Annotated in this window: 19 protein-coding genes and 1 pseudogene; 10 read left to right on the plus strand and 10 right to left on the minus strand. The window is 38.9% G+C overall.

What is annotated here, in order from left to right; translation table 11 throughout:
• The first annotated feature begins 11 nt into the window (after positions 1-11).
• Genes PQ459_07085 through PQ459_07095 form a run of 3 tightly spaced genes read left to right on the plus strand, consistent with a single transcriptional unit; the run spans position 12 to position 1,817 of the window.
• Complete coding sequence (locus tag PQ459_07085) at positions 12-614, plus strand: LemA family protein (protein WDF48235.1); 603 nt, start codon at positions 12-14, stop codon at positions 612-614.
• Positions 611-1,042, plus strand: a complete 432-nt coding sequence (locus PQ459_07090; GenBank protein ID WDF48698.1) for a TPM domain-containing protein — start codon at positions 611-613, stop codon at positions 1,040-1,042. Before PQ459_07085 ends, PQ459_07090 begins: the two co-directional genes overlap by 4 nt.
• Positions 1,023-1,817 (plus strand): TPM domain-containing protein, encoded by a 795-nt coding sequence (locus tag PQ459_07095; GenBank protein ID WDF48699.1) that lies wholly within the window; start codon positions 1,023-1,025, stop codon positions 1,815-1,817. The genes PQ459_07090 and PQ459_07095 overlap by 20 nt, the downstream gene beginning before the upstream one ends.
• Positions 1,818-1,873: 56 nt before the next feature.
• Here PQ459_07095 and PQ459_07100 read toward each other — a convergent pair whose 3' ends face one another.
• Together PQ459_07100 and PQ459_07105 are read right to left on the minus strand one after the other, a co-directional pair.
• Positions 1,874-2,374, minus strand: a complete 501-nt coding sequence (locus PQ459_07100) for a hypothetical protein (GenBank protein WDF48236.1) — start codon at positions 2,372-2,374, stop codon at positions 1,874-1,876.
• Entirely contained in the window at positions 2,374-3,825 is a 1,452-nt protein-coding gene (locus PQ459_07105) for a hypothetical protein (GenBank protein ID WDF48237.1), read from the minus strand. The genes PQ459_07100 and PQ459_07105 overlap by 1 nt, the downstream gene beginning before the upstream one ends.
• 208 nt (positions 3,826-4,033) lie before the next feature.
• Here PQ459_07105 and PQ459_07110 point away from each other — a divergent pair, with 208 nt between their 5' ends.
• The 7 genes from PQ459_07110 (at position 4,034) to PQ459_07140 (ending at position 12,550) form a co-directional block, all read left to right on the plus strand.
• Positions 4,034-4,558 carry an NAD(P)H-dependent oxidoreductase gene (locus PQ459_07110; GenBank protein ID WDF48238.1) on the plus strand — a complete coding sequence of 175 codons (525 nt, stop codon included), beginning with the start codon at positions 4,034-4,036 and terminating at the stop codon, positions 4,556-4,558.
• The gene (locus tag PQ459_07115) at positions 4,555-6,408 is read left to right on the plus strand and encodes a monovalent cation:proton antiporter-2 (CPA2) family protein (GenBank protein WDF48239.1); all 1,854 of its coding nucleotides are present in this window, start codon (positions 4,555-4,557) and stop codon (positions 6,406-6,408) included. The genes PQ459_07110 and PQ459_07115 overlap by 4 nt, the downstream gene beginning before the upstream one ends.
• A 324-nt stretch (positions 6,409-6,732) precedes the next feature.
• Positions 6,733-8,871 carry a M3 family metallopeptidase gene (locus tag PQ459_07120; protein WDF48240.1) on the plus strand — a complete coding sequence of 713 codons (2,139 nt, stop codon included), beginning with the start codon at positions 6,733-6,735 and terminating at the stop codon, positions 8,869-8,871.
• A gap of 109 nt (positions 8,872-8,980) precedes the next feature.
• Positions 8,981-10,147 carry a histidine kinase gene (locus tag PQ459_07125; protein WDF48241.1) on the plus strand — a complete coding sequence of 389 codons (1,167 nt, stop codon included), beginning with the start codon at positions 8,981-8,983 and terminating at the stop codon, positions 10,145-10,147.
• Positions 10,148-10,150: 3 nt separating this feature from the next.
• Positions 10,151-10,831 carry a LytTR family DNA-binding domain-containing protein gene (locus tag PQ459_07130; GenBank protein ID WDF48242.1) on the plus strand — a complete coding sequence of 227 codons (681 nt, stop codon included), beginning with the start codon at positions 10,151-10,153 and terminating at the stop codon, positions 10,829-10,831.
• A gap of 103 nt (positions 10,832-10,934) precedes the next feature.
• On the plus strand, positions 10,935-11,675 hold the full coding sequence (locus PQ459_07135; GenBank protein WDF48243.1) for an intradiol ring-cleavage dioxygenase: 741 nt from the start codon (positions 10,935-10,937) through the stop codon (positions 11,673-11,675).
• A gap of 209 nt (positions 11,676-11,884) precedes the next feature.
• A complete protein-coding gene (locus PQ459_07140) occupies positions 11,885-12,550 on the plus strand; it encodes a hypothetical protein (GenBank protein WDF48244.1) in 666 nt (221 codons plus the stop codon).
• A gap of 111 nt (positions 12,551-12,661) precedes the next feature.
• On the opposite strand, the gene PQ459_07145 is transcribed toward PQ459_07140, so the two are convergent.
• The 8 genes and pseudogenes from PQ459_07145 to PQ459_07180 form a co-directional block, all read right to left on the minus strand.
• The gene (locus PQ459_07145; GenBank protein WDF48245.1) at positions 12,662-13,105 is read right to left on the minus strand and encodes a carboxymuconolactone decarboxylase family protein; all 444 of its coding nucleotides are present in this window, start codon (positions 13,103-13,105) and stop codon (positions 12,662-12,664) included.
• A 6-nt stretch (positions 13,106-13,111) separates the two neighbouring features.
• The gene (locus PQ459_07150; GenBank protein WDF48246.1) at positions 13,112-13,552 is read right to left on the minus strand and encodes a DoxX family membrane protein; all 441 of its coding nucleotides are present in this window, start codon (positions 13,550-13,552) and stop codon (positions 13,112-13,114) included.
• A 59-nt stretch (positions 13,553-13,611) separates the two neighbouring features.
• Positions 13,612-14,185: pseudogene (locus PQ459_07155) on the minus strand (Crp/Fnr family transcriptional regulator).
• Between the two features lie 30 nt (positions 14,186-14,215).
• The gene (locus tag PQ459_07160; GenBank protein WDF48247.1) at positions 14,216-15,109 is read right to left on the minus strand and encodes a DUF5829 family protein; all 894 of its coding nucleotides are present in this window, start codon (positions 15,107-15,109) and stop codon (positions 14,216-14,218) included.
• 17 nt (positions 15,110-15,126) lie between these two features.
• The gene (locus PQ459_07165; GenBank protein WDF48248.1) at positions 15,127-15,474 is read right to left on the minus strand and encodes a hypothetical protein; all 348 of its coding nucleotides are present in this window, start codon (positions 15,472-15,474) and stop codon (positions 15,127-15,129) included.
• Positions 15,475-15,507: 33 nt separating this feature from the next.
• Positions 15,508-16,116 (minus strand): PH domain-containing protein, encoded by a 609-nt coding sequence (locus tag PQ459_07170; protein ID WDF48249.1) that lies wholly within the window; start codon positions 16,114-16,116, stop codon positions 15,508-15,510.
• Positions 16,117-16,256: 140 nt separating this feature from the next.
• The gene (locus PQ459_07175; protein WDF48250.1) at positions 16,257-16,775 is read right to left on the minus strand and encodes a transposase; all 519 of its coding nucleotides are present in this window, start codon (positions 16,773-16,775) and stop codon (positions 16,257-16,259) included.
• A gap of 124 nt (positions 16,776-16,899) precedes the next feature.
• A complete protein-coding gene (locus PQ459_07180; protein ID WDF48251.1) occupies positions 16,900-18,825 on the minus strand; it encodes an ABC-F family ATP-binding cassette domain-containing protein in 1,926 nt (641 codons plus the stop codon).
• Positions 18,826-18,871: the final 46 nt, after the last annotated feature.

The following is an 18,871-nucleotide window of genomic DNA, read 5'->3' on the forward strand; positions in this document are numbered from 1 at the left end:
AAACATAAAATATGAGAGGTAAAGGTTGCCTGGTTGTCGGTGTCGCATTATTGGTCATCGCAGCATTAGTTTTCTTTTGGGGATCTGGAAGATACAATTCTATGGTTCAAGCGAATAATGACGTTCTGGAAAAATGGGCGAATGTAGAGACCGTTTATCAGAAACGTGCGAACTTGATCCCGAATCTTGAAAGAACGGTAAAATCTTACGCAAAATTTGAGCAGGAAACATTGACTCAAGTGGTAGAAGCGAGAGCAAAAGCAACTTCTGTGAATGTGGACCCAACAAATATGACAGAAGCGGATATGGCAAAATTCCAGCAGGCTCAAAGCCAATTGAGTGGTGCGCTAGGAAAATTATTGGTCGTGGTTGAGAAATATCCTGACCTGAAAGCTGATCAGCAATATATCAATTTCCAAAGAGAATATACGGCGATTGAGAACAGCATTCGTTCAGAAACCGTTTACTACAATGGTTCTGTGAAAGGCTTCAACAATTTGGTTGAAAGTTTTCCTGGAAATATCGTAGCGGCATTTTTTCCAAAATTCCAACCTAAACCAACATTCAAAGCAACAGAAGGCGCACAAAATGCACCAAGTGTTTTCTCAGAATAATGAATCATTTTCTTACAAATACAGAGATGGCTTCCCTCGTGGAAGCCATCAAAATAGCTGAAGATCACTCCTCGGGAGAAATTCGTGTGCATATCGATTCGACCTCCGAAACCAATTTTGCAGAGAAGGCTTTTGGCATCTTCAAATCTTTAGATATGCATTTGACCAAGGAAAGAAATGCCGTTCTATTCTATGTGAATTTTGAACAGCATTACCTCACGATCATTGGCGACGAAGGCATTCATAAAAAAGTGAGACAATCTTTTTGGGACACGATCCACGATGAGATCACAGCTGAGTTTGCTAAAGAAAATTATTACAACGGACTGAAACAAGCCATCCTGAAAACAGGCTTCGAACTGAAAAAATATTTCCCTGTAATTGGGGAAAATATCAATGAACTATCCAATGATATCAGCTTCTCTTAAACGATATACATTCGCATTATTCCTGATCTTTGGTTTGTTTATCAAAGCTCAGCTTGTGCCCGAGAAACCTGTGGTACTTTATCCAGTTTATGATAAAGCCAATTTGCTTTCGGAAAGTGAAAAGGAGGCGCTCAATCAAAAATTGATCAAATTTTCTGATTCCACTTCTACAGAGATCGAAGTTATCATTCTTCCAACCACCAATGGCGAAGATGTCAATTATCTTGCGACAATGTATGGAGAGAAATGGGGAATCGGACAAAAAGGTGTTGATAACGGTGTCGTCTTTTTAATTGCCACGGAAGACCGCACAATGTCTATTCAGCAAGGTCGAGCTGTTGAACAATATTTGACAGCTTCGGTTGCCGGACAGATCTTGGATTATCTCGTAACACCAAGTTTCAAAAAAGGCGAATGGTACAATGGCATAGACCGTGGAACTTCCGCAATAATGGAAGCTGTTCAGGGGAAATTCAAACCAATTGTCAAGAAACAGAACAAAGATGGCGGTATCAGTATTGGCTCGCTTGTGTTGATTGTCATTATTATCATTATTTTAATCAGCATAATGACCAAGAATAACCGAGGTAACGATGACGACGATGATTACACGCTTTCCAGAAAAGGTAGCCGAAGATACGGCGGCGGATTCTTCCCATTCCCAGGCAGTTTCGGCGGCGGTGGATTTGGTGGCGGAAGCAGCGGTGGCGGCGGTTTCGGTGGATTTGGCGGCGGCGGAAGTTTTGGCGGCGGCGGTGCTTCTGGAGGCTGGTAAACTAATTAAGCTAAAAAATATTCAAGTCAAAATTCAGCAATGGATTTTGACTTTTTTTATCTCCAAAAATTCCAAACCTTACCATCAAATACAGCTACCGATTTGGATGTTGTATCATAGCAGATCATACCTGGATATGGACTTCTGACGTTGGTCTGTGGTGAGGCAATCTTTGGCAAGACCAATGCTTTATTTGTAGCTTCCAAAACTAAAACTCCACTTGCAGAAGAGCTGTTACTTCCGATAATTACACCGTTTCCAACTTCTGAACTCGTGTTTTGCGCTATTTTTGACAAATCTCCAGGATTGGTCATATCAACCCAGGTGTTGTTTTGCCTCATTTTTACCTTGAGATCCGACCGGTCAACTAAAAAAGTTCCATTTGATGGACTTGTAGGTAAACTTGTTACTGCAGACAGAATGAGTCCATTGGTTGTTCCAGTAGCAAAATCCAGAATTGCACCAGTGCTGTTAGGTGCTTTACTGATGGCAACTTGTGATTTATAATTTTGAAAAGTTACAAAAATCGAAAATATTAAAATGGTTTTCTTCATCATTAATCAATGCAAATTCTTTGGATACAACGCCAGGTTGTACCATTGTAAAGTTTAATACAGTTATCTGTTGTGTCGTAGATCAGCATTCCTTCCACCAGATTTGCTGTAGGAATAGATGCGGCCGTGGTTCTGGTAATTACTAAACCTTTATTTTGAGATTCCAATGCAATGAAACCATTGGGAATACTTAGTGGCCAAGTGGAAGAAGCACTTTCCTGTGTGTTGATTCCAACTTTTGTGGTATTGGTACTGGCAGCAGTATTGAAAGGCTTTGTACAGTATCCGCCGGGAATAGTGACGGTCACAAATGCATTGTCACATTGGTTAGCATCACAGATCTGATACTCAAAGATGACAACATTATTGGTCTGAGTATTGGACGCGGCTGTGAAGATAATATTGTTACCGGAAACAACTGCTGTTCCTTCAGAAGGCGGTGTGTAAATTGTTAAGGTTACGGGATTTGATGAATTATACAGGTCATTATTCAAAACGGGAATTGTGACAGAAGTTCCTGGATTGGTTGTTGCAAAATCATCATTTGCTAAGAAGAAATTAAATGTTTCTTCATTATAAGCTAATATTCCAGGGTCACTCTGTCCGTTGAATCGATACTTGAATGTCTTTACAGCAGCATAATTTGCTGTCGTGATTCCAAAAGACGTAATATCTGTCGCAAACACACGGATGTCTCTCACGCCATTGGTATTCCAGACGGGTGTGTTTTGCTTGATCTCGTAGAAGTCCATATTCCATCTTCCAACGGAAGGATTCTGCGTGTTGGATGAGAAGTTGATGGTCACCATATTTCCTATCATTACACCATTGGCATCTTCAAACCAACCTTCATCGAAACCATTTGTACCTGGATCCGCCTGTTGTGTAAAAAACATATCTGGCGTTCCATCATTGATCTTTGTGGGATCCAGAGGGAATTGCAAAGTAAACTCAAGAGGTGTGGAGGAAGGCACGTTTGTAAGTGCTGACCCAAGTCCCATACCTTGTGAACCTCTGTTGAGCGCAATCGATATTTTGTAATCAGGAAATTTAAAAGGTGGTGTGAGCGCTTGATTCACATTTCCATCTATTGCAGAGGCAAAAGCAAAAAGAAATGGTCCGCCAGATCCAGAGATTGGCTCTCCAGCAGCATTACCAGGGAATTTGACATCTTTGATTGGTAATGATCGGAATCTTGTATTCTGAAATGCCACACCGTTAGTGGTCAGTAGTGTGTTGTTAACACCCGTAGAATAAACTCTGGTTGTGGTTCCATTATTGTATCGGAAGCCCAAGAGTTCACAATCGTTATTAATTGGGATTGAGGTCATTCCGCTATTCCAGTAACCATTGAAATTACTATAGATGTAATCTACTCTTTGGGAGAATGCAAAAGAAGAAATTATTAAACAAAAAAGAATTAAAGCGTAAAGATTTGTGTTTTTAGGAATCATTTATTCTAATTAAACAAGTGATGGTTTAATATTAATATAGTGCAAATATAGAATAATATGCTTTAAAATTGCTGATTGGTACGGCTTTATTAATGTAAAATTAATTCAATTGTAAACTGGATTCGCATAATTTTGGATAACTTACTTCAAAAATAATTCTTGATTTTTTTACATTTATTAACTATATTTACGAAAATCGCAGTTTCTTTTGAAAAAAACATTGGTACTTTTTGCACATCCTTATTTTGAACATTCTACTACAAATGTTAGATTGTTAGAATGTTATGAGAATATGCCAAACGTTACTTTCAGAGATCTTTATGAGGATTATCCCGATTTTCACATTCAGCCGTTTCGCGAGAGAAAGAGGATTGTAGAGTATGAGAGAATCATTTTTCACTTTCCAATCATTTGGTTTGGATTGCCGCCATTGCTGAAACTTTGGATAGATGAGGTTTTTGATATGCGCTGGATCTCGGAAGGACAACAGAATATTTTGTCCGGAAAAGATGCAATCATCATTACAAGTGTTGGTGGAAGCGAAGGAAACTACACCAGAGAAGGAAAATATAAAACGACTGCAGAAAGCCTCCTCACAGGTCTCCAGGTTTCTTTGGATATTAATAATATAGAACTCAAAAAAACGCACATCATTTACAACGCAGATAATCTGGATGAGAAACAGTTGGATGTTTTTTGTGCAGAATTGGCAGCAATATTAAAATTAGAATGACAGAAAATTCAATTGCTATGACAATCCTTATCTTTCTGGGTGTTGCCATCATTATGGTGCCGCTTGGGAAAAAACTGGGTTTGAGTTCCGTCATTGGATATCTGCTGGGCGGAATTTTGATTGGTCCTTTTTGCTTACAATTGACCGGAAGAGATGCAGAAGACATCATGCATGCTTCTGAACTGGGCGTTATTATGCTTCTGTTTTTAGTAGGTCTGGAACTTGAACCTCAGAAACTTTGGCAGATCAGAAAACGAATATTAGGACTTGGCTTAAGCCAAATGCTACTCAGTATTGTCGGAATTTTCATTGTATTTTATATCGCCGGTTTTGGACTTCAAAAATCCCTAATCATTTCGCTTTGTTTTGCAATGTCATCTACAGCGATTGTTTTGCAGACCTTGAAGGAGAAGAATCTTTTCCGGACTGTAAGCGGCGAATCATCGTTTTCAATTTTGCTTTTCCAGGATATTGCAGTAATCCCGATTTTGGCGCTTTTGCCCTTTCTCTCGAAGTCGCAAAAAGCAATTTCCCAGGCGGATCATGACAAAGTATTGCTGCATTTCATTCCCGAATGGTTGCAGCCTTTTACTGTTATCGGAGCCGTTCTAGCATTGATCTTATTAGGACGATATATCTTCATTCCTTTTTTAAGATTTGTTTCCAGGTCAGGTCTCAATGAACTTTTGACCGCTGCTTCGTTATTCCTTGTGATCGGTGTTTCAGAATTGATGATCTCAATTGGACTGAGTCCTGCTTTAGGCGCATTCATCGCTGGTGTGATGTTGGCCAATAGTGAGTTTCGTCACGAACTGGAAAGTAACATTGATCCATTTAAAGGTTTGTTATTGGCCGTATTTTTCGTGAGTGTTGGTGCAACGATCAACTTCGATATTATTGCTTCAAAACCTGTTTTTATCTTTACGGCAGCCTTCATCGTTTTGGCAATCAAAGCAACAGTTCTTTTTGGGATTGGAAAATATTACAAGATGAACAATGAGCAGAGTTTCTTCCTCGCCTTTGCATTGTCGCAGGTCGGTGAGTTTGCTTTTGTTTTGATTAATTTCTCCGCCAGTTTATTTTTAATTGATTATCAAGCGAACTCAGAGTTGATGGCAATCGTAGCGATCACGATGTGTATCTCGCCATTGCTTTTGATCTTCAAAGAAAAAGTTCTCGACAAGCGATTTATCAAACAAAAATCTGAGGAAAACGTAGAACTCGGGATCATCAAACAACGGAAGATCATCATCGTCGGATTCGGATATTTTGGAAGTACAGTGGGAAGATTGTTGAAAGCCAACGGCATCCGCTCCACGGTTTTGGACAATGATCCGGATCGCGTCGCGCTGTTGCGTTCCAACGGTTTCAACGTGTATTACGGCGATGCCACGAAACCCGCATTGTTACGTTCTGCCGGGATCGAAGAGGCGGAATTGCTCGTCATTTGTCTGGATGATCCGGAGAAAAACAAATTCCTCGTCGATTACGTCAAAGAAAATTATCCCGATATAAAGATCTTCGTCAGAGCCAAAAACCGTTTGGATGCCTACGAATTTCTCAACAAAAAGGTCGACAATATTTACCGCGAAACCTTGGGAACTGCCGTAGATATGGCCGTCGACATCCTAAAGGAAAACGGAATGCGCAAGTACACCGCCAGAAGAATGGGAAAACGTTTCATGATCATCGATAAAGCGATGACTAGACGACTGGCCAGGGAAAAAGACGAAAATATGGTCACGTTCACCCTCAGAGAAACTTTGGAACGTGAGGCACAACTGTTGGCTCTCGACAGCATCTCCTTCGAGGAAAACCATTGGAGCGGCGATGAAGACGAGGATAAGTAACTAGTTGATTCCTATTTGCGAACAGCTACAAATGGGAATTATTTGGGCAGCTTTTGACATCCCTCGAAACCTAATTTTTATTGTTTTTATGGCAGCTATTTCCGACTTCCACTCCCGCTATTTTTGCCTTTGCTTTTCCAGCCACAAAAAATGAGCTCCGTTCAAGTCGGGCTGCAGATTTCACGGTAAAAGAAACATGGGTCTTCGGAATCACGAAAATCGTTACGTAGCAGATCGATCAATTCCGAGATCATTACTTCAAAAAAGCAAGTCGATTATTCCCTCACTTTTCATTACTTTTATTCCCCAATTAATTTTTATTATATGAAGAAAATAAAAACATCATTGCTTGTCGCATTTATGGCGTTCAATACAGGAAATATGATGATAAATGCCCAGCAGAAAAAGACCACGGCAACCACAGAAAAAGCTATGAACAACAATCCATTTCTTAAAAAAAGTACCTTACAATATCAAGCACCGGAATTTGACAAGATCAAAGACGAGCATTTCAAACCCGCTTTCGAATTTGGTTTGAAAGAACAATTGGCCAACATCGATAAAATTGTGAATGACAAAGCGGCTCCAACATTCGAAAATACCGTTCTTGCTTTGGAAAACAGCGGACCAACTTTGGGAAGAGCAACCATTATTTTTTATAATTTGACGAGCTCCAATACCAACGATGCGCTTCAGAAATTAGAAGAAGAATTTGCGCCGATCTTTGCATCGCACGCAGACAAGATCTCTTTGAATGAAAAATTATACAAGAAGTTAAAAGCCGTAAAAACGGATAAACTCGACGCAGAAAGCAAAAGACTGACAGAATTTTACCTCACCAATTTCGAATTGGCCGGCGCAAACCTTTCTGCAGAGAACAAAGAAAAATTAAAAGAGATCAACCAACAATTGGCAACTTTGGCAACCCAATTCAGCAACAAATTGTTGGAAGCCAGAAAGAATGGCGCCGTTCTGATCTCTGATGTCAAAGAACTAGACGGACTTTCTGCCGACGATATCGCTGCAGCTTCGGAAGACGCAGAGAAAGCTGGACAAACGGGAAAATATCTCCTGGCTTTACAAAATACAACGCAGCAGCCACTTCTTCAAAATCTTAAAAACAGAGCCACCAGAGAAAAACTCTACAAAGCATCCTGGACCAGAGCCGAAAAAGGTGACGCCAACGATACGAGAGAAACGGTTGAGAAATTGGCTAAACTAAGATTGCAAAAAGCACAACTCTTCGGAAAGAAAAACTTCGCAGAATGGAGCTTGCAAGACCAAATGGCAAAAACGCCGGAAGCTGCAATGGGACTTCTAGCGCAATTGGCTAAGCCAGCAGTAGAAACTGCAAATCGGGAAGCGGCGGAAATCCAGGAAGTGATCGATGCGCAGAAAGGTGGTTTCAAAGTGGAACCTTGGGACTGGAATTTCTATTCCGAGCAAGTTAGAAAAGCAAAATATGACCTGGATGATAACGAGATCAAACCTTACTTCGAAGTCACGACGGCTTTGGAAAAAGGTGTTTTCTACGCTGCTGAAAAATTCTACGGCATCACTTTCAAAGTGAGAAAAGACCTTCCGGTTTATCATCCAGATGTGGTGGCTTACGAGGTTTTCGATAGAGACGGCAAATCTTTGGCGCTTTACTATTTGGATTTCTACACCAGAAGCAACAAAAGTGGTGGTGCGTGGATGAACAACTTCGTTCAGCAGTCACATTCTCTAGGTCAGAAACCGGTGATCGTAAATGTTTACAATTTCCAGAAACCAGCGCCAGGAAAGCCATCTTTGATTTCCTACGATGATGTAGAAACCTTATTCCACGAGTTTGGTCACACTTTGCACGGCTTATTTGCGGATCAAAAATACGCCTCGATCTCTGGAGCCAACACACCGAGAGATTTTGTTGAATTTCCGTCTCAGATCAACGAACATTTTGCTTTGGAACCAGAGATCTTGAAAAATTATGCTTTGCATTATCAAACCAAACAACCAATGCCACAAGCACTGATCGATAAGATCAAAAAAGCGTCCAACTTCAACCAAGGTTATGCAACGACAGAATTGGTAGCGGCTGCAACTTTGGATATGAACTGGCATACGGTGACTGCCGACAAACAATTGATCCCAGTTTTGGACTTCGAAAAACAAGCTTTGAACAAGTACGGATTGTTGGTTCCACAAGTTCCGCCAAGGTACCATACACCATATTTTGCGCACATCTGGGGCGGTGGCTACTCAGCGGGCTATTATGCTTATCTGTGGTCAGAAACTTTGGATTCCGATGCTTGGGAATGGATCAAAGCCAATGGTGGGATCACGAGAGAAAACGGTGACCGTTTCAGGAAATATATTCTTTCCGTTGGTAACAGCGTTGACTTGAACAAAGCTTTTGAGGGTTTTACTGGTCATAAGGCAGACATCAAACCATTGCTAAGAAGCAGAGGTTTTATCAAATAATAATAAAGTTCAATTATAAAAAACGTTTCTAATTTTGGGGACGTTTTTTTTGTTCTAGATTCGAAATATTTTTGACTAACTTCGTTTAAATTTAGAAAACAATCATTTTTTGAAAAACATCTACTACCATATTCTCTTGATTCTATTACTGTTACTGATTCCAATATTATCTTCACCGGAATTGGACGGTAGTCTGCGTTTGATCAGTTCGAGTTTCTTTCAGAGGGACTTTTCCAGATATGTTTTGTTTATTGTTTTCTTCTATTTGAATCTGGCTTTTCTGCTTCCAAAGTTATATGATAAAAGAAGGCTACTACTTTATTGGGTGAGTGTTTTTGTGTCATTCATCTGGATTTGTACACTTCCTTATTTCATATTTCCAAATGACCACGGAAGCGACCCGAAGTTCGATTTTTTTCAGAATCAGATTTCAAATCAATCACAGAAGAATCAACAACGTTTTCAGGATTTTCCACCACCACCTGAAAATTTTTCGCCAAAGGATAGAGCCGAATTTGAAGCTCATAACTTTCCGGAGATGCAACGCAGCAAAAAAGGTTTTCCGCCGCCGCCACATCTGAGAAAAGATGATTCGTTTAGCAGGAAATATGTGTCTAGTATTTTGCCATTTCTGTTTTCGTTTCTCAGTTCTTTCTTTTTGTACCAGTCCATCAAAAAAAAGGAAATGGAACGCGCGAAAGCAAAAGCTGACCTTCTCAATCTCAGATATCAATTGCAGCCGCATTTTTTATTCAATACGCTGAATTCTGTTTACTCATTGATTTTGATTAAGTCTGATGACGCGTCGGAAGGGATTTTGAAATTGTCAAATGTAATGCGCTACATCGTAGAAGAAAGCGAAAATGATTTTGTGCTACTGTCAAAAGAATTATTTTACATCAAGGATTACATTGCATTACAGTTGATGAGAACTGACGAAAGTCTCGATTTTGATTATCAAGAAAATGGCGTGACAGATGATGTGAAGATCGTTCCGATGATTCTCCTCAATTACATCGAAAATGCCTTCAAATATGGTGTGAACGCAGAAGAGAACTCCAAAATTTCTATTGAAGTGAATGTGAAAGACGGACAACTGAACTTCAAAGTTTTTAATCACATCGTCAATCATTCCGCTGCTGACGAATCGACCAAAGTTGGAATGAAAAACACAACAGAACGTCTTGAGAAACTATATCCAGGAAAATATACTTTAAACATCGAAGAAAATAAAAAATCGTATTTTGTGGAACTCAATCTGGACCTCAGTTCATAACTTATGATAAAAGCAATCGCTATAGACGACGAAATCCTGGCTCTAAAGATCATCGAAACTTTCGCTTCGAAGATGGAAGGCATCAGCCTGGAAAAGACTTTTCATAAACAGAGCGACGCTGAAAAATATCTGCGTAAGTTTCCCGTCGATTTGATTTTTTTGGACATCCAGATGCCGAACAAAAACGGATTGGAGTTCTATAAAGATCTTTCCCAGGACATCAAGGTGATCTTCACTACCGCTTTTTCGGAATATGCTGTCGACGCTTTTGATGTGAATGCGATTGATTATCTGGTCAAACCTTTTTCATTTGATAGATTCCAAAAAGCGGTTGAAAAATTAGCACTTAAATCTTCAAATGAACTGCAGCCGCAACATCTCCTGATCCGCGCAGACTACAAACTTCATAAGATAGAATTTGAAGATATTATATTGATAGAAGGTTTGGACGATTACATCCAGATCCATCTCAAAAATGCCCCGAAAATCACAGCAAGGTCATCTATGAAAAATATTTTGGCGAAGCTTCCGGAGAAGGATTTTATCCGTGTTCATAGGTCTTACATTCTTCCGGTCAAAGCCATCAAAGGGATTGTGAACAAGAATATTCATCTGGAAGATTTCATCATTCCGGTTGGTGAGACGTACAAAGATGATCTCAAAAAAATCATTGGATATTATTAAGATACCTTTAAGATTTAGCCGAAAAATCGACACATTTCTTTCGTTTCTCTCAAAAATTTCTTCCTCTTTCTAGCTCGTCCTACTTTTGTCCTGTAAAACTTAAATGTTTAGAAAGATGAGGATGGTGAGTAGGAAAGACTTCCTGAAAAGTCTCGGATTAGCAGGTGTAACTGCTGTTGCAGCACCATTTATTTTGCGTTGCAGCAGCAAAAGTGAAGAAGAAGAAAATGCAGCGATCGATAATTCTGTTTCTACAGAATGTGCGGTGACGAATTCTGAAACGGAAGGTCCTTTCCCCACCAAATCCCCATCGACTCTAGTTCAAAACAATATTGTTGGTGACAGAACAGGATTTCTCTTTGACATTAATTTGACAATTCAGAACGTAAAAAACAATTGTGCGGCTTTGCAAGGCGTGATCGTAGATATCTGGCATTGCGACAAAGACGGTAATTACTCCGAATATGGCGGCGGCGGAATGCAGTCCACGAATTACACCAATTATCATTTCCTGAGAGGCAGACAGACGACGGATGAGAACGGGAAGGTAAGTTACAGATCGGTTTTTCCTGGTTGGTACAATGGTCGGGCGACGCATATTCACGTTCATATTTATAACAATGTGGGAACGTCGCTTCTCATCACGCAAATCGCTTTTCCGGAAGGTTCGGGAAGTCAGGTGGAACTGGTGAATGCAAGCAGTGGTTATCGCGGAATGAGCGGTTATACCTACAACGCCAATGACAATGTCTTCGGTGATGGAACGGCAAATGAGATGAGTACAATCAGCGGAAATTTAAATGAAGGATTCAAGCTGGAACACACGATCAAGGTGAATGCTTAAATCATTGGGTCTTAATAAAATATTCTAATATCTTTTTAAAAATTTAACATCTGTAATCTTTTGTCTCTCGTAGATATAGATGTCCATAATAATTTTCATAAGTTTATTTTTTTTCCGGGATTCATGATGTTGTCAGATTTTCATAGGTTAATGGCAATGGATCCCGGAATTTTTTTTAAGTCCATTCACTAATGTTTTAAAAATAAAATATGTTGGTTCAAACGCCTTCAAAAATATTGAAATCAGATTACAGGTTTTGGGATCTTGCCCCAAGTGCTGCCATTGCGGATGTTTACAAAAATGAGAGAAAGGTAGGCGGCACGGACCATACGTTGTATGAAGTTTTAGAGTTTGTGATTTATAGAGACTCTCAAAACCTTGTAACTCTGAAAGCGGATCAAAAGGCGATCTTTCTACCACTTTACGGAAAGATCAGGATCAACAACTTCCAAAAGGTTATCGAAACAGGCGAGGCTGTCATCTTTGAAGCGTCCGAAGATCAGGACGTTTTCATCAAGAATATTCTGACCGATGAAGATGCGGATGTCTTAGTGATTAAATTCAATAAAAAGATAACGGAAAATTCTTACCGCATCAATCAATTGAATCTTGAGATCCGAAACAAATTGAACTTCATTGATACAGGTTTCAGTTTTCCTGGTTTCATTGGGATTTTCGATGGGAGAGAAGTAGGACGCTACATCCTGAAAGAACGAAATAATGGAATCTTCGGAATGGTGATCAATGGCGCCTTTGAGTTTCAGAACAGATTGCTGGAAAACCGGGATGCTGTTTTGATATGGGACATTGAGGAACTGGAATTCGAAGCGTTGAGTGAAAATGCTATTATTCTTTTCTTTGAGATCCCAGAATAAAAATTAAAATTGTTGTTATTAATAAATTTTCATTTTTTCGATTTATTAACCCAAAGAATCCCGGTCAGATTTTGATCGGGATTTCTTTTTTGATGAAGGTATTTCGAGCAATTATTCTCCTATTTGAAGTTGCGTACTGATCGCAATCCTGTTCCAGGCATTGATGGTCACAATGGCCATAATGATCTCAGCGACTTGTTTCTCAGAAAAGAATTTCAAAGCTTTTTGATACGTTTCATCGCTCAAACCGTATTGCGAAATTTGTGTGATCTCTTCCGTCATCTTCAAGGCAACTCTTTCCTCTTCTGTGAAATGACTTTCTGCCTCGTGCCAAGCGCTGACGATGAAAAGCCTCTCTGCGCTTTCACCATATTTGATGGCATCTTTGGTGTGCATCGCCAAGCAATAAGCACAATTGTTGATCTGTGAAGCACGGATTTTGATGAGTTCTTTGATGGTTTTAGAGATTTCTGCCTGAGCCAGATAAGCTTCCAATCCTAGCATTGCTTTGTAAGCGTGAGGTTCTGTCGTGTTGATGTTGATGCGTTTGTCCATTGTGAATTATTTTTTAGGTTGATTTAAATTTTCATCGATGCTGAAAGGGAATTTTTCCTGAGCTGAAAGCAAAAATGCCGCAGCGCTTCCTACCCAAACCGAATAGTCAAAGGTCGCTTTGATACCGAGCGTGATGCTCATACTCAGTGCAAAGATCAAGAGCAGTGATCCTGATGCGTAGGCGGTGATCTTGGTTTTGAAACCCAAAATCAGAAAGAGGGCAAAAACAATTTCTAAAAATGTCGCAGCATAAGCGCCGAACTCGCTGAAAGATCCTGGTAGAAAAGCAGTGATCTGTCTGGTGTAAGTGACAAAATTTTCCCAGTTCCCCCAAACGGTATTTTTTCCTAAAATTCCCAAGCGGTCTGCCACTGCGGACAAAAATGTAAAGGCTAATGCCAGTCTTAGGAAGAGCTGTGGATAGATTTGTTTTAGAGGATATTTCATTTGTTCTTGTTTTGCTTGGCAAAGTAACAAAGAATGATTTTCTAAAAACTTAAACTGGTTTAAGAAACGATCCTTTTCCGGATCTCACTCAGATATTCTGGCGTGAAACCAAGAAAAGAAGCAATGAGATATTGCGGAACACGCTGAACGAAAGCTGGTTGCTTCCTCAATAGATTGAAATAAAATTCTTCTTTGGAAAGTGAGAAGATATATTTGACACGCATTTGGTTGGCAGCATACGCCCGTTGGTAAACAAACCTGAAATATCTTTCCATCACAGGAAATTCTACCAACAATTTTTCCTGAGAATCACTTGATATTACCAAAATTTCAGATTTCTCGACAGTTTGAATATAAAATTCCGAAGGTAATCTGTGCTCGTAAGAGATGTTGTCCGTCATCCACCAGGTTTCGATGGCAAATTCTGTAATCTGTTCCGTTCCTTTTTCATTAATGAAAAACTTGCGCAGAAGTCCGTTCAGTACAAAATAATTGTACTTGCAAACTTGTCCTTCTTCCAAAAGATTTTCTTTTTTAGCAAAATTTGACCTCGAAGTAAGACAAGATTTCTTCAAAATCTTCATCGTTGATCTTGATAAATTTTTCTAAATGGTTTCGGAAGATCTGAGACATTGTTGTTAAGTTTAAACGAATTTATTTTGTTTAATGATCATTCGGACAGCATTGATCTTTTGGATAAAACCACCAGGTGCTTTGTTCTTTTTCAATTTCAATTTTTGAGTCATTTGAAAACTTGATCTCTCGTTTCTTCGGAGAATAATTGTTTTTAAATTGGAGATACCACAGTTTGTTTTGCTCGCCGTGGAAAAGAGAAAATGTCATCTTTCCTTTTTGAAAAACAGAAGCTCTTTTGTTGGGCTGGCTTTTGTAGCCGATCGTCTGCAACCATTTGGATGTTTTTTCAAACTCAGAACTGTCGAGCATCAATCCAATATCGGTAATTTCTTTAGCGATCGTATTCTTGGAATAGTATCTTTCGGCGCGTTGTTTTTTGCCTGTAATATCATATGGCGTTTTCTGTTTTCCAAAATTATTCTCGATGAATCTTGGATAGAATTGCTGCAACCAAAGGTCTAGGTTTGTTGCTGAATTATTTTCTGGTTTAATGTAAAAAGTGGTGTGTAGCTTCTGTTTTAGACTGTCTTTTTCGTCGTAGGATTCCACTTCTTGGTATTTTGATCTTAGAAGTTCAGACAATTCTTCCTGAGAGTTTTCTTTATTACTTGCCCAGCCGATTCCTATTTTATCAAGTGGTTCTTTCCATTTGTTCTGGTCGCTTAGTAATTCAAAATAGCTGTTTTCCAATCTGAAATACACTTCTTTCTTTTCCGGAGAATCTATCGCTTCGAACTTGGGCCAACCTTTGTCGCCACTGGTAAAGATTTCTAAAAAATAGGAATCTGAAACCACTTTTTGAAAGACAGAATCCGGAATTACAAAGTACAAATGGTCAAATTCTATGTTTTTGGTAATCGCTTTTTCCTGCCCGAATACAAAGCTTTGAATCAAAATAAAAACGACAATCAATGATCTCATAATTCAAAAATTTTTGATCAACGCATCCAGTCGATCGTATCGATCATCCAGCCACAAAAACATTCTCTACTGGCCATCAAACAACCAATGTAAACGATAAAAATGAAAAACGGAATCAGAAAAGGAATATTGATCAAAGCAATTTTGTACTCTTTTCTGCTTAGTCTCACCAAAAGATCGACGAGAAATCCGACGAATAAAGTGATTAGAATAAAGGCAAGCAAAACGACGATTCCCAAACCTGCGTCTGTTGGATGTTCTTTTTCTCTGTTGGCTTTAAAAGCTATTTGAGCATAACAATACAAAGCCAGCAGAGGAATTGCAACGATCATCAATCGGAGTAGAAAAGCTTTGAGTAACTTCATTCTTTACATTGGTTTCTGAAACGAGGAAAGAACTTACATTCTAGCCAAGATCTCTTTCTTTTTGGCTTCGTAATCTTCGGCAGAGATGAGGTCATTGTCCAGATAGGCTTTCAATTTCATCAGCGTTTCCATTGGATCTTCTGTTGGAATGTCTTTCTTCGGTTCTTCTTTTTGCTCAGGCTGCGTATTGACCGTGATTCCTCCAGAAGTTGCACGCTTGTCTTCCAGTTCTTTTTGTCTGCGAAATTCTATCATTTCTTCCTCTTTGGCTTGTGCATATTGATACAACTTTCTCGCTTGAGATTTTGGAATATAATCAATCGTCTCCACAAATCCGCTTACCGCCGTCATCTTAAAAGTAGAACCAAGAATCGCCTCGCTGATATGACTTTCACCCACATCTTTCCAAAGATAATCCTGAAAATCCGTCACCAAACCAAACGATTTTGAACGGAAAAAGATGATCCTTTTATTCGTAAGGACAATTGAATCTGGCGAAATGTTGATTGCAGGTTTATTCTGAACAGCGATGTATTCCAGGGTTTCACCATTGGTCAAAAGGTCATTTACTTTTTCTATGATTTTTTCAACGGATCTTGGGTCTTGCTCTTCGTTGAGGTATTTTTTGAGGTTGTTGATCATCGTATAACTTTTGTGATTGAGGTTTTATTAAATGTGAAATTACGAAAACAAACGGAATATTTGTAATGCTGTTTCCAAGTCTCAACTGAACTTAAAAGTAAAAAAGCAAAATCAACATTTTTCTTTGTATTTGATATAAATTAGTTCCAATTTACTTTAAGGTCTCTCAATTCGATATTTGATTTAGTTCCAAATCCAGAACTTTTCTCCGATAAATAAAGTGTTTTAAACCTGAATAATTTTATAAATAAAGGTTCGCCCTGTATTTCTCTGAATAAAAAACTTAATTTAAGAGGAACATTTGTTGCCAATTGCGGATATGGTCTACTAGATTTAACTAAGTCTTCTTTATACTCATTCCCTTCAGTATCTATAATAGAAATATCGCTTATGGTCATATTTTTATTTTCGTCTTTAGCTTCAACAAGAAAAGTAATAGTGATAGTTTTATCAGCTTTATTACCAACAACTTTTGTGATTCTAAAATTATTATTGTTTTTCTCAGATTCCAGAATTGGCGTATTTAACTCAACAACTTTTTTTAGATAATCATTTTCCGTTTTTAGATTCGTGTTTTCAAGTTTTACATTGTCGCAGTTGCTTTGCGCATAAAAAACGCCACTAAGAAGAATAGCTGAAATCAGGATGTGTTTTTTCATCATCGTGTTTTAAATTAAAAATTGTGTTTTACAATCAGTGAAAATATAAAAAACTAAATATATTAAACAAAAAACTGCATCAGAATATCCAATGCAGTTTATATTTTACCTTAAAGTTCAAATCCTAACCTTCCAACTGAGTTCCCAAGAATTCCCATTCCTGCAAAGTCAGATCCAATTCTTCTTTGATTTTGTTGTAAGTTTCCAAAGTTTCTTCAGACGGATTTTCTTTGGTGAAAGAACCTTCGAATTCCTCGATTTTCAATTCAAGTTCAGAGATCTTTTCTTCGACTTTTTTGATCTTATTTTGGATGTTCTTTTGTTCTTTGCTAACGATGATATTAGATTCTTTCACAGGCTCTTGAACCTTAACTTTTACTTCCGGGATCTCTTCTTCCTGATGAAGTTTTGCTTTCTCAGCAGAGATCTCACGGATGCTTTCTTTCTGTCTGAATTCCAGATATTCGTTGATGTCACCAAGAAATTCCTTCATACGTCCATCACGGAATTCGAAGATCTTGTCAGACAATCCTTGTAGGAATTCACGGTCGTGAGAAATGACGATCAAGGTGCCTTCAAACTTCTGAAGTGCCAATTTGATAATTTCCTTTGACTGGATATCCAAGTGATTCGTAGGCTCATCCATGATCAACGTGTTGAACGGACGAAGCAACAATTTACAAAGCGCCAAACGGTTTCGCTCACCTCCGGAAAGGACTTTCGTTTTCTTCGTCACATCTTCGCCTTGGAAAAGGAAAGATCCCAAAAGATCTCGAACTCTAGGTCTTGTTTCCTCGGTTGCAGAGTCTTCCGCTTCCTGTAGAACGGTTTTATCCGGCGTCAAAACTTCTTCCTGATTCTGAGCAAAATAACCGATGTTCACATTGTGTCCAAGATTCCAGCTTCCAGAAAAATCGGTGATATCGCCGGCAAGAATTTTTGCCAAAGTCGTTTTTCCTTGTCCATTTTGTCCAAGCAAAGCGATTCTTGCGCCTCTTTCTACGATGAAATCCACCTTATCAAAAATCTGTTTTTTACCGTAGGCTTTCCCCAGATTTTGAGCTTCGAAGATCACTTTTCCAGGTTGTACACTCGGTTGGAAACGAATATTGAATTTAGAAACATCTTCATTCTCCACTTCAATGCGTTCTACTTTGTCTAGTTTTTTGATCAACGATTGCGCAAAAGAAGCTTTGGAAGCACTCGCACGGAATTTGTTGATCAATTCCTCTGTATGTTTTATTTCAGCATCCTGATTCTTTTTGGCCTGGATGAGTTTTTCTTTTCTGTCTTTTCTTAATTCAAGATATTTGGAGTAGTTTGCCTTGTAATCGTCTATTTTTCTGTTGTTGACATCAAAAGTTCTGTTACAAGTAGAGGTCATAAATTGCTTGTCGTGACTTACAAGCAACATCGAGCCTTGATAATCTTTCAAAAAATCCTCCAGCCAAATGATAGATTCCATATCCAAGTGGTTGGTAGGCTCATCCAGAAGCATCAGGTCGTTTTGCTGAAGAAGCAATTTTGCCAGTTCGATTCTCATTCTCCAACCGCCGGAAAACTCATCGGTGATTTTTTGGAAATCATCCGCTTTGAAACCCAATCCAAATAGGATCTTCTCCACATCGCCTTCCAAATTGTAAGCATCGAAATTCATTAGAAGATCGTTCAGATCTGTCATTCTGTTAATGAGATCGGTGTAGGCATCACTTTCGTAATCGGTTCTGGTAGCGAGTTGGTGGTTGACTTCTTCCAACTCATCCTTCAAAGCATTGATCTGCTCAAAAGCCTGCATCGTCTCGTCCCAAACGGTTCTTCCTTTTACGAAGTCAAGATCCTGTTTTAGGAAGCCGATTGTGATCTTACCTTCTGTGACCACATTACCTTCGTAGAAATTGATCTCTCCGGAAAGTATTTTGAGAAGCGTGGATTTTCCAGCTCCGTTTTTTCCGACCAATCCGATCTTATCACCTTTTTTGATGGTAAAATTGGTGTCTTTGAAAAGATAATTTCCTGCGTGATGTAAGCCTAATCCCTGAACCGAAAGCATTGTATTCTATATTTTATTTGAATTTGCAAAAGTAATGAATTATGTT

This window comes from Chryseobacterium sp. KACC 21268, from assembly GCA_028736075.1.
Taxonomy (GTDB): Bacteria; Bacteroidota; Bacteroidia; order Flavobacteriales; family Weeksellaceae; genus Epilithonimonas.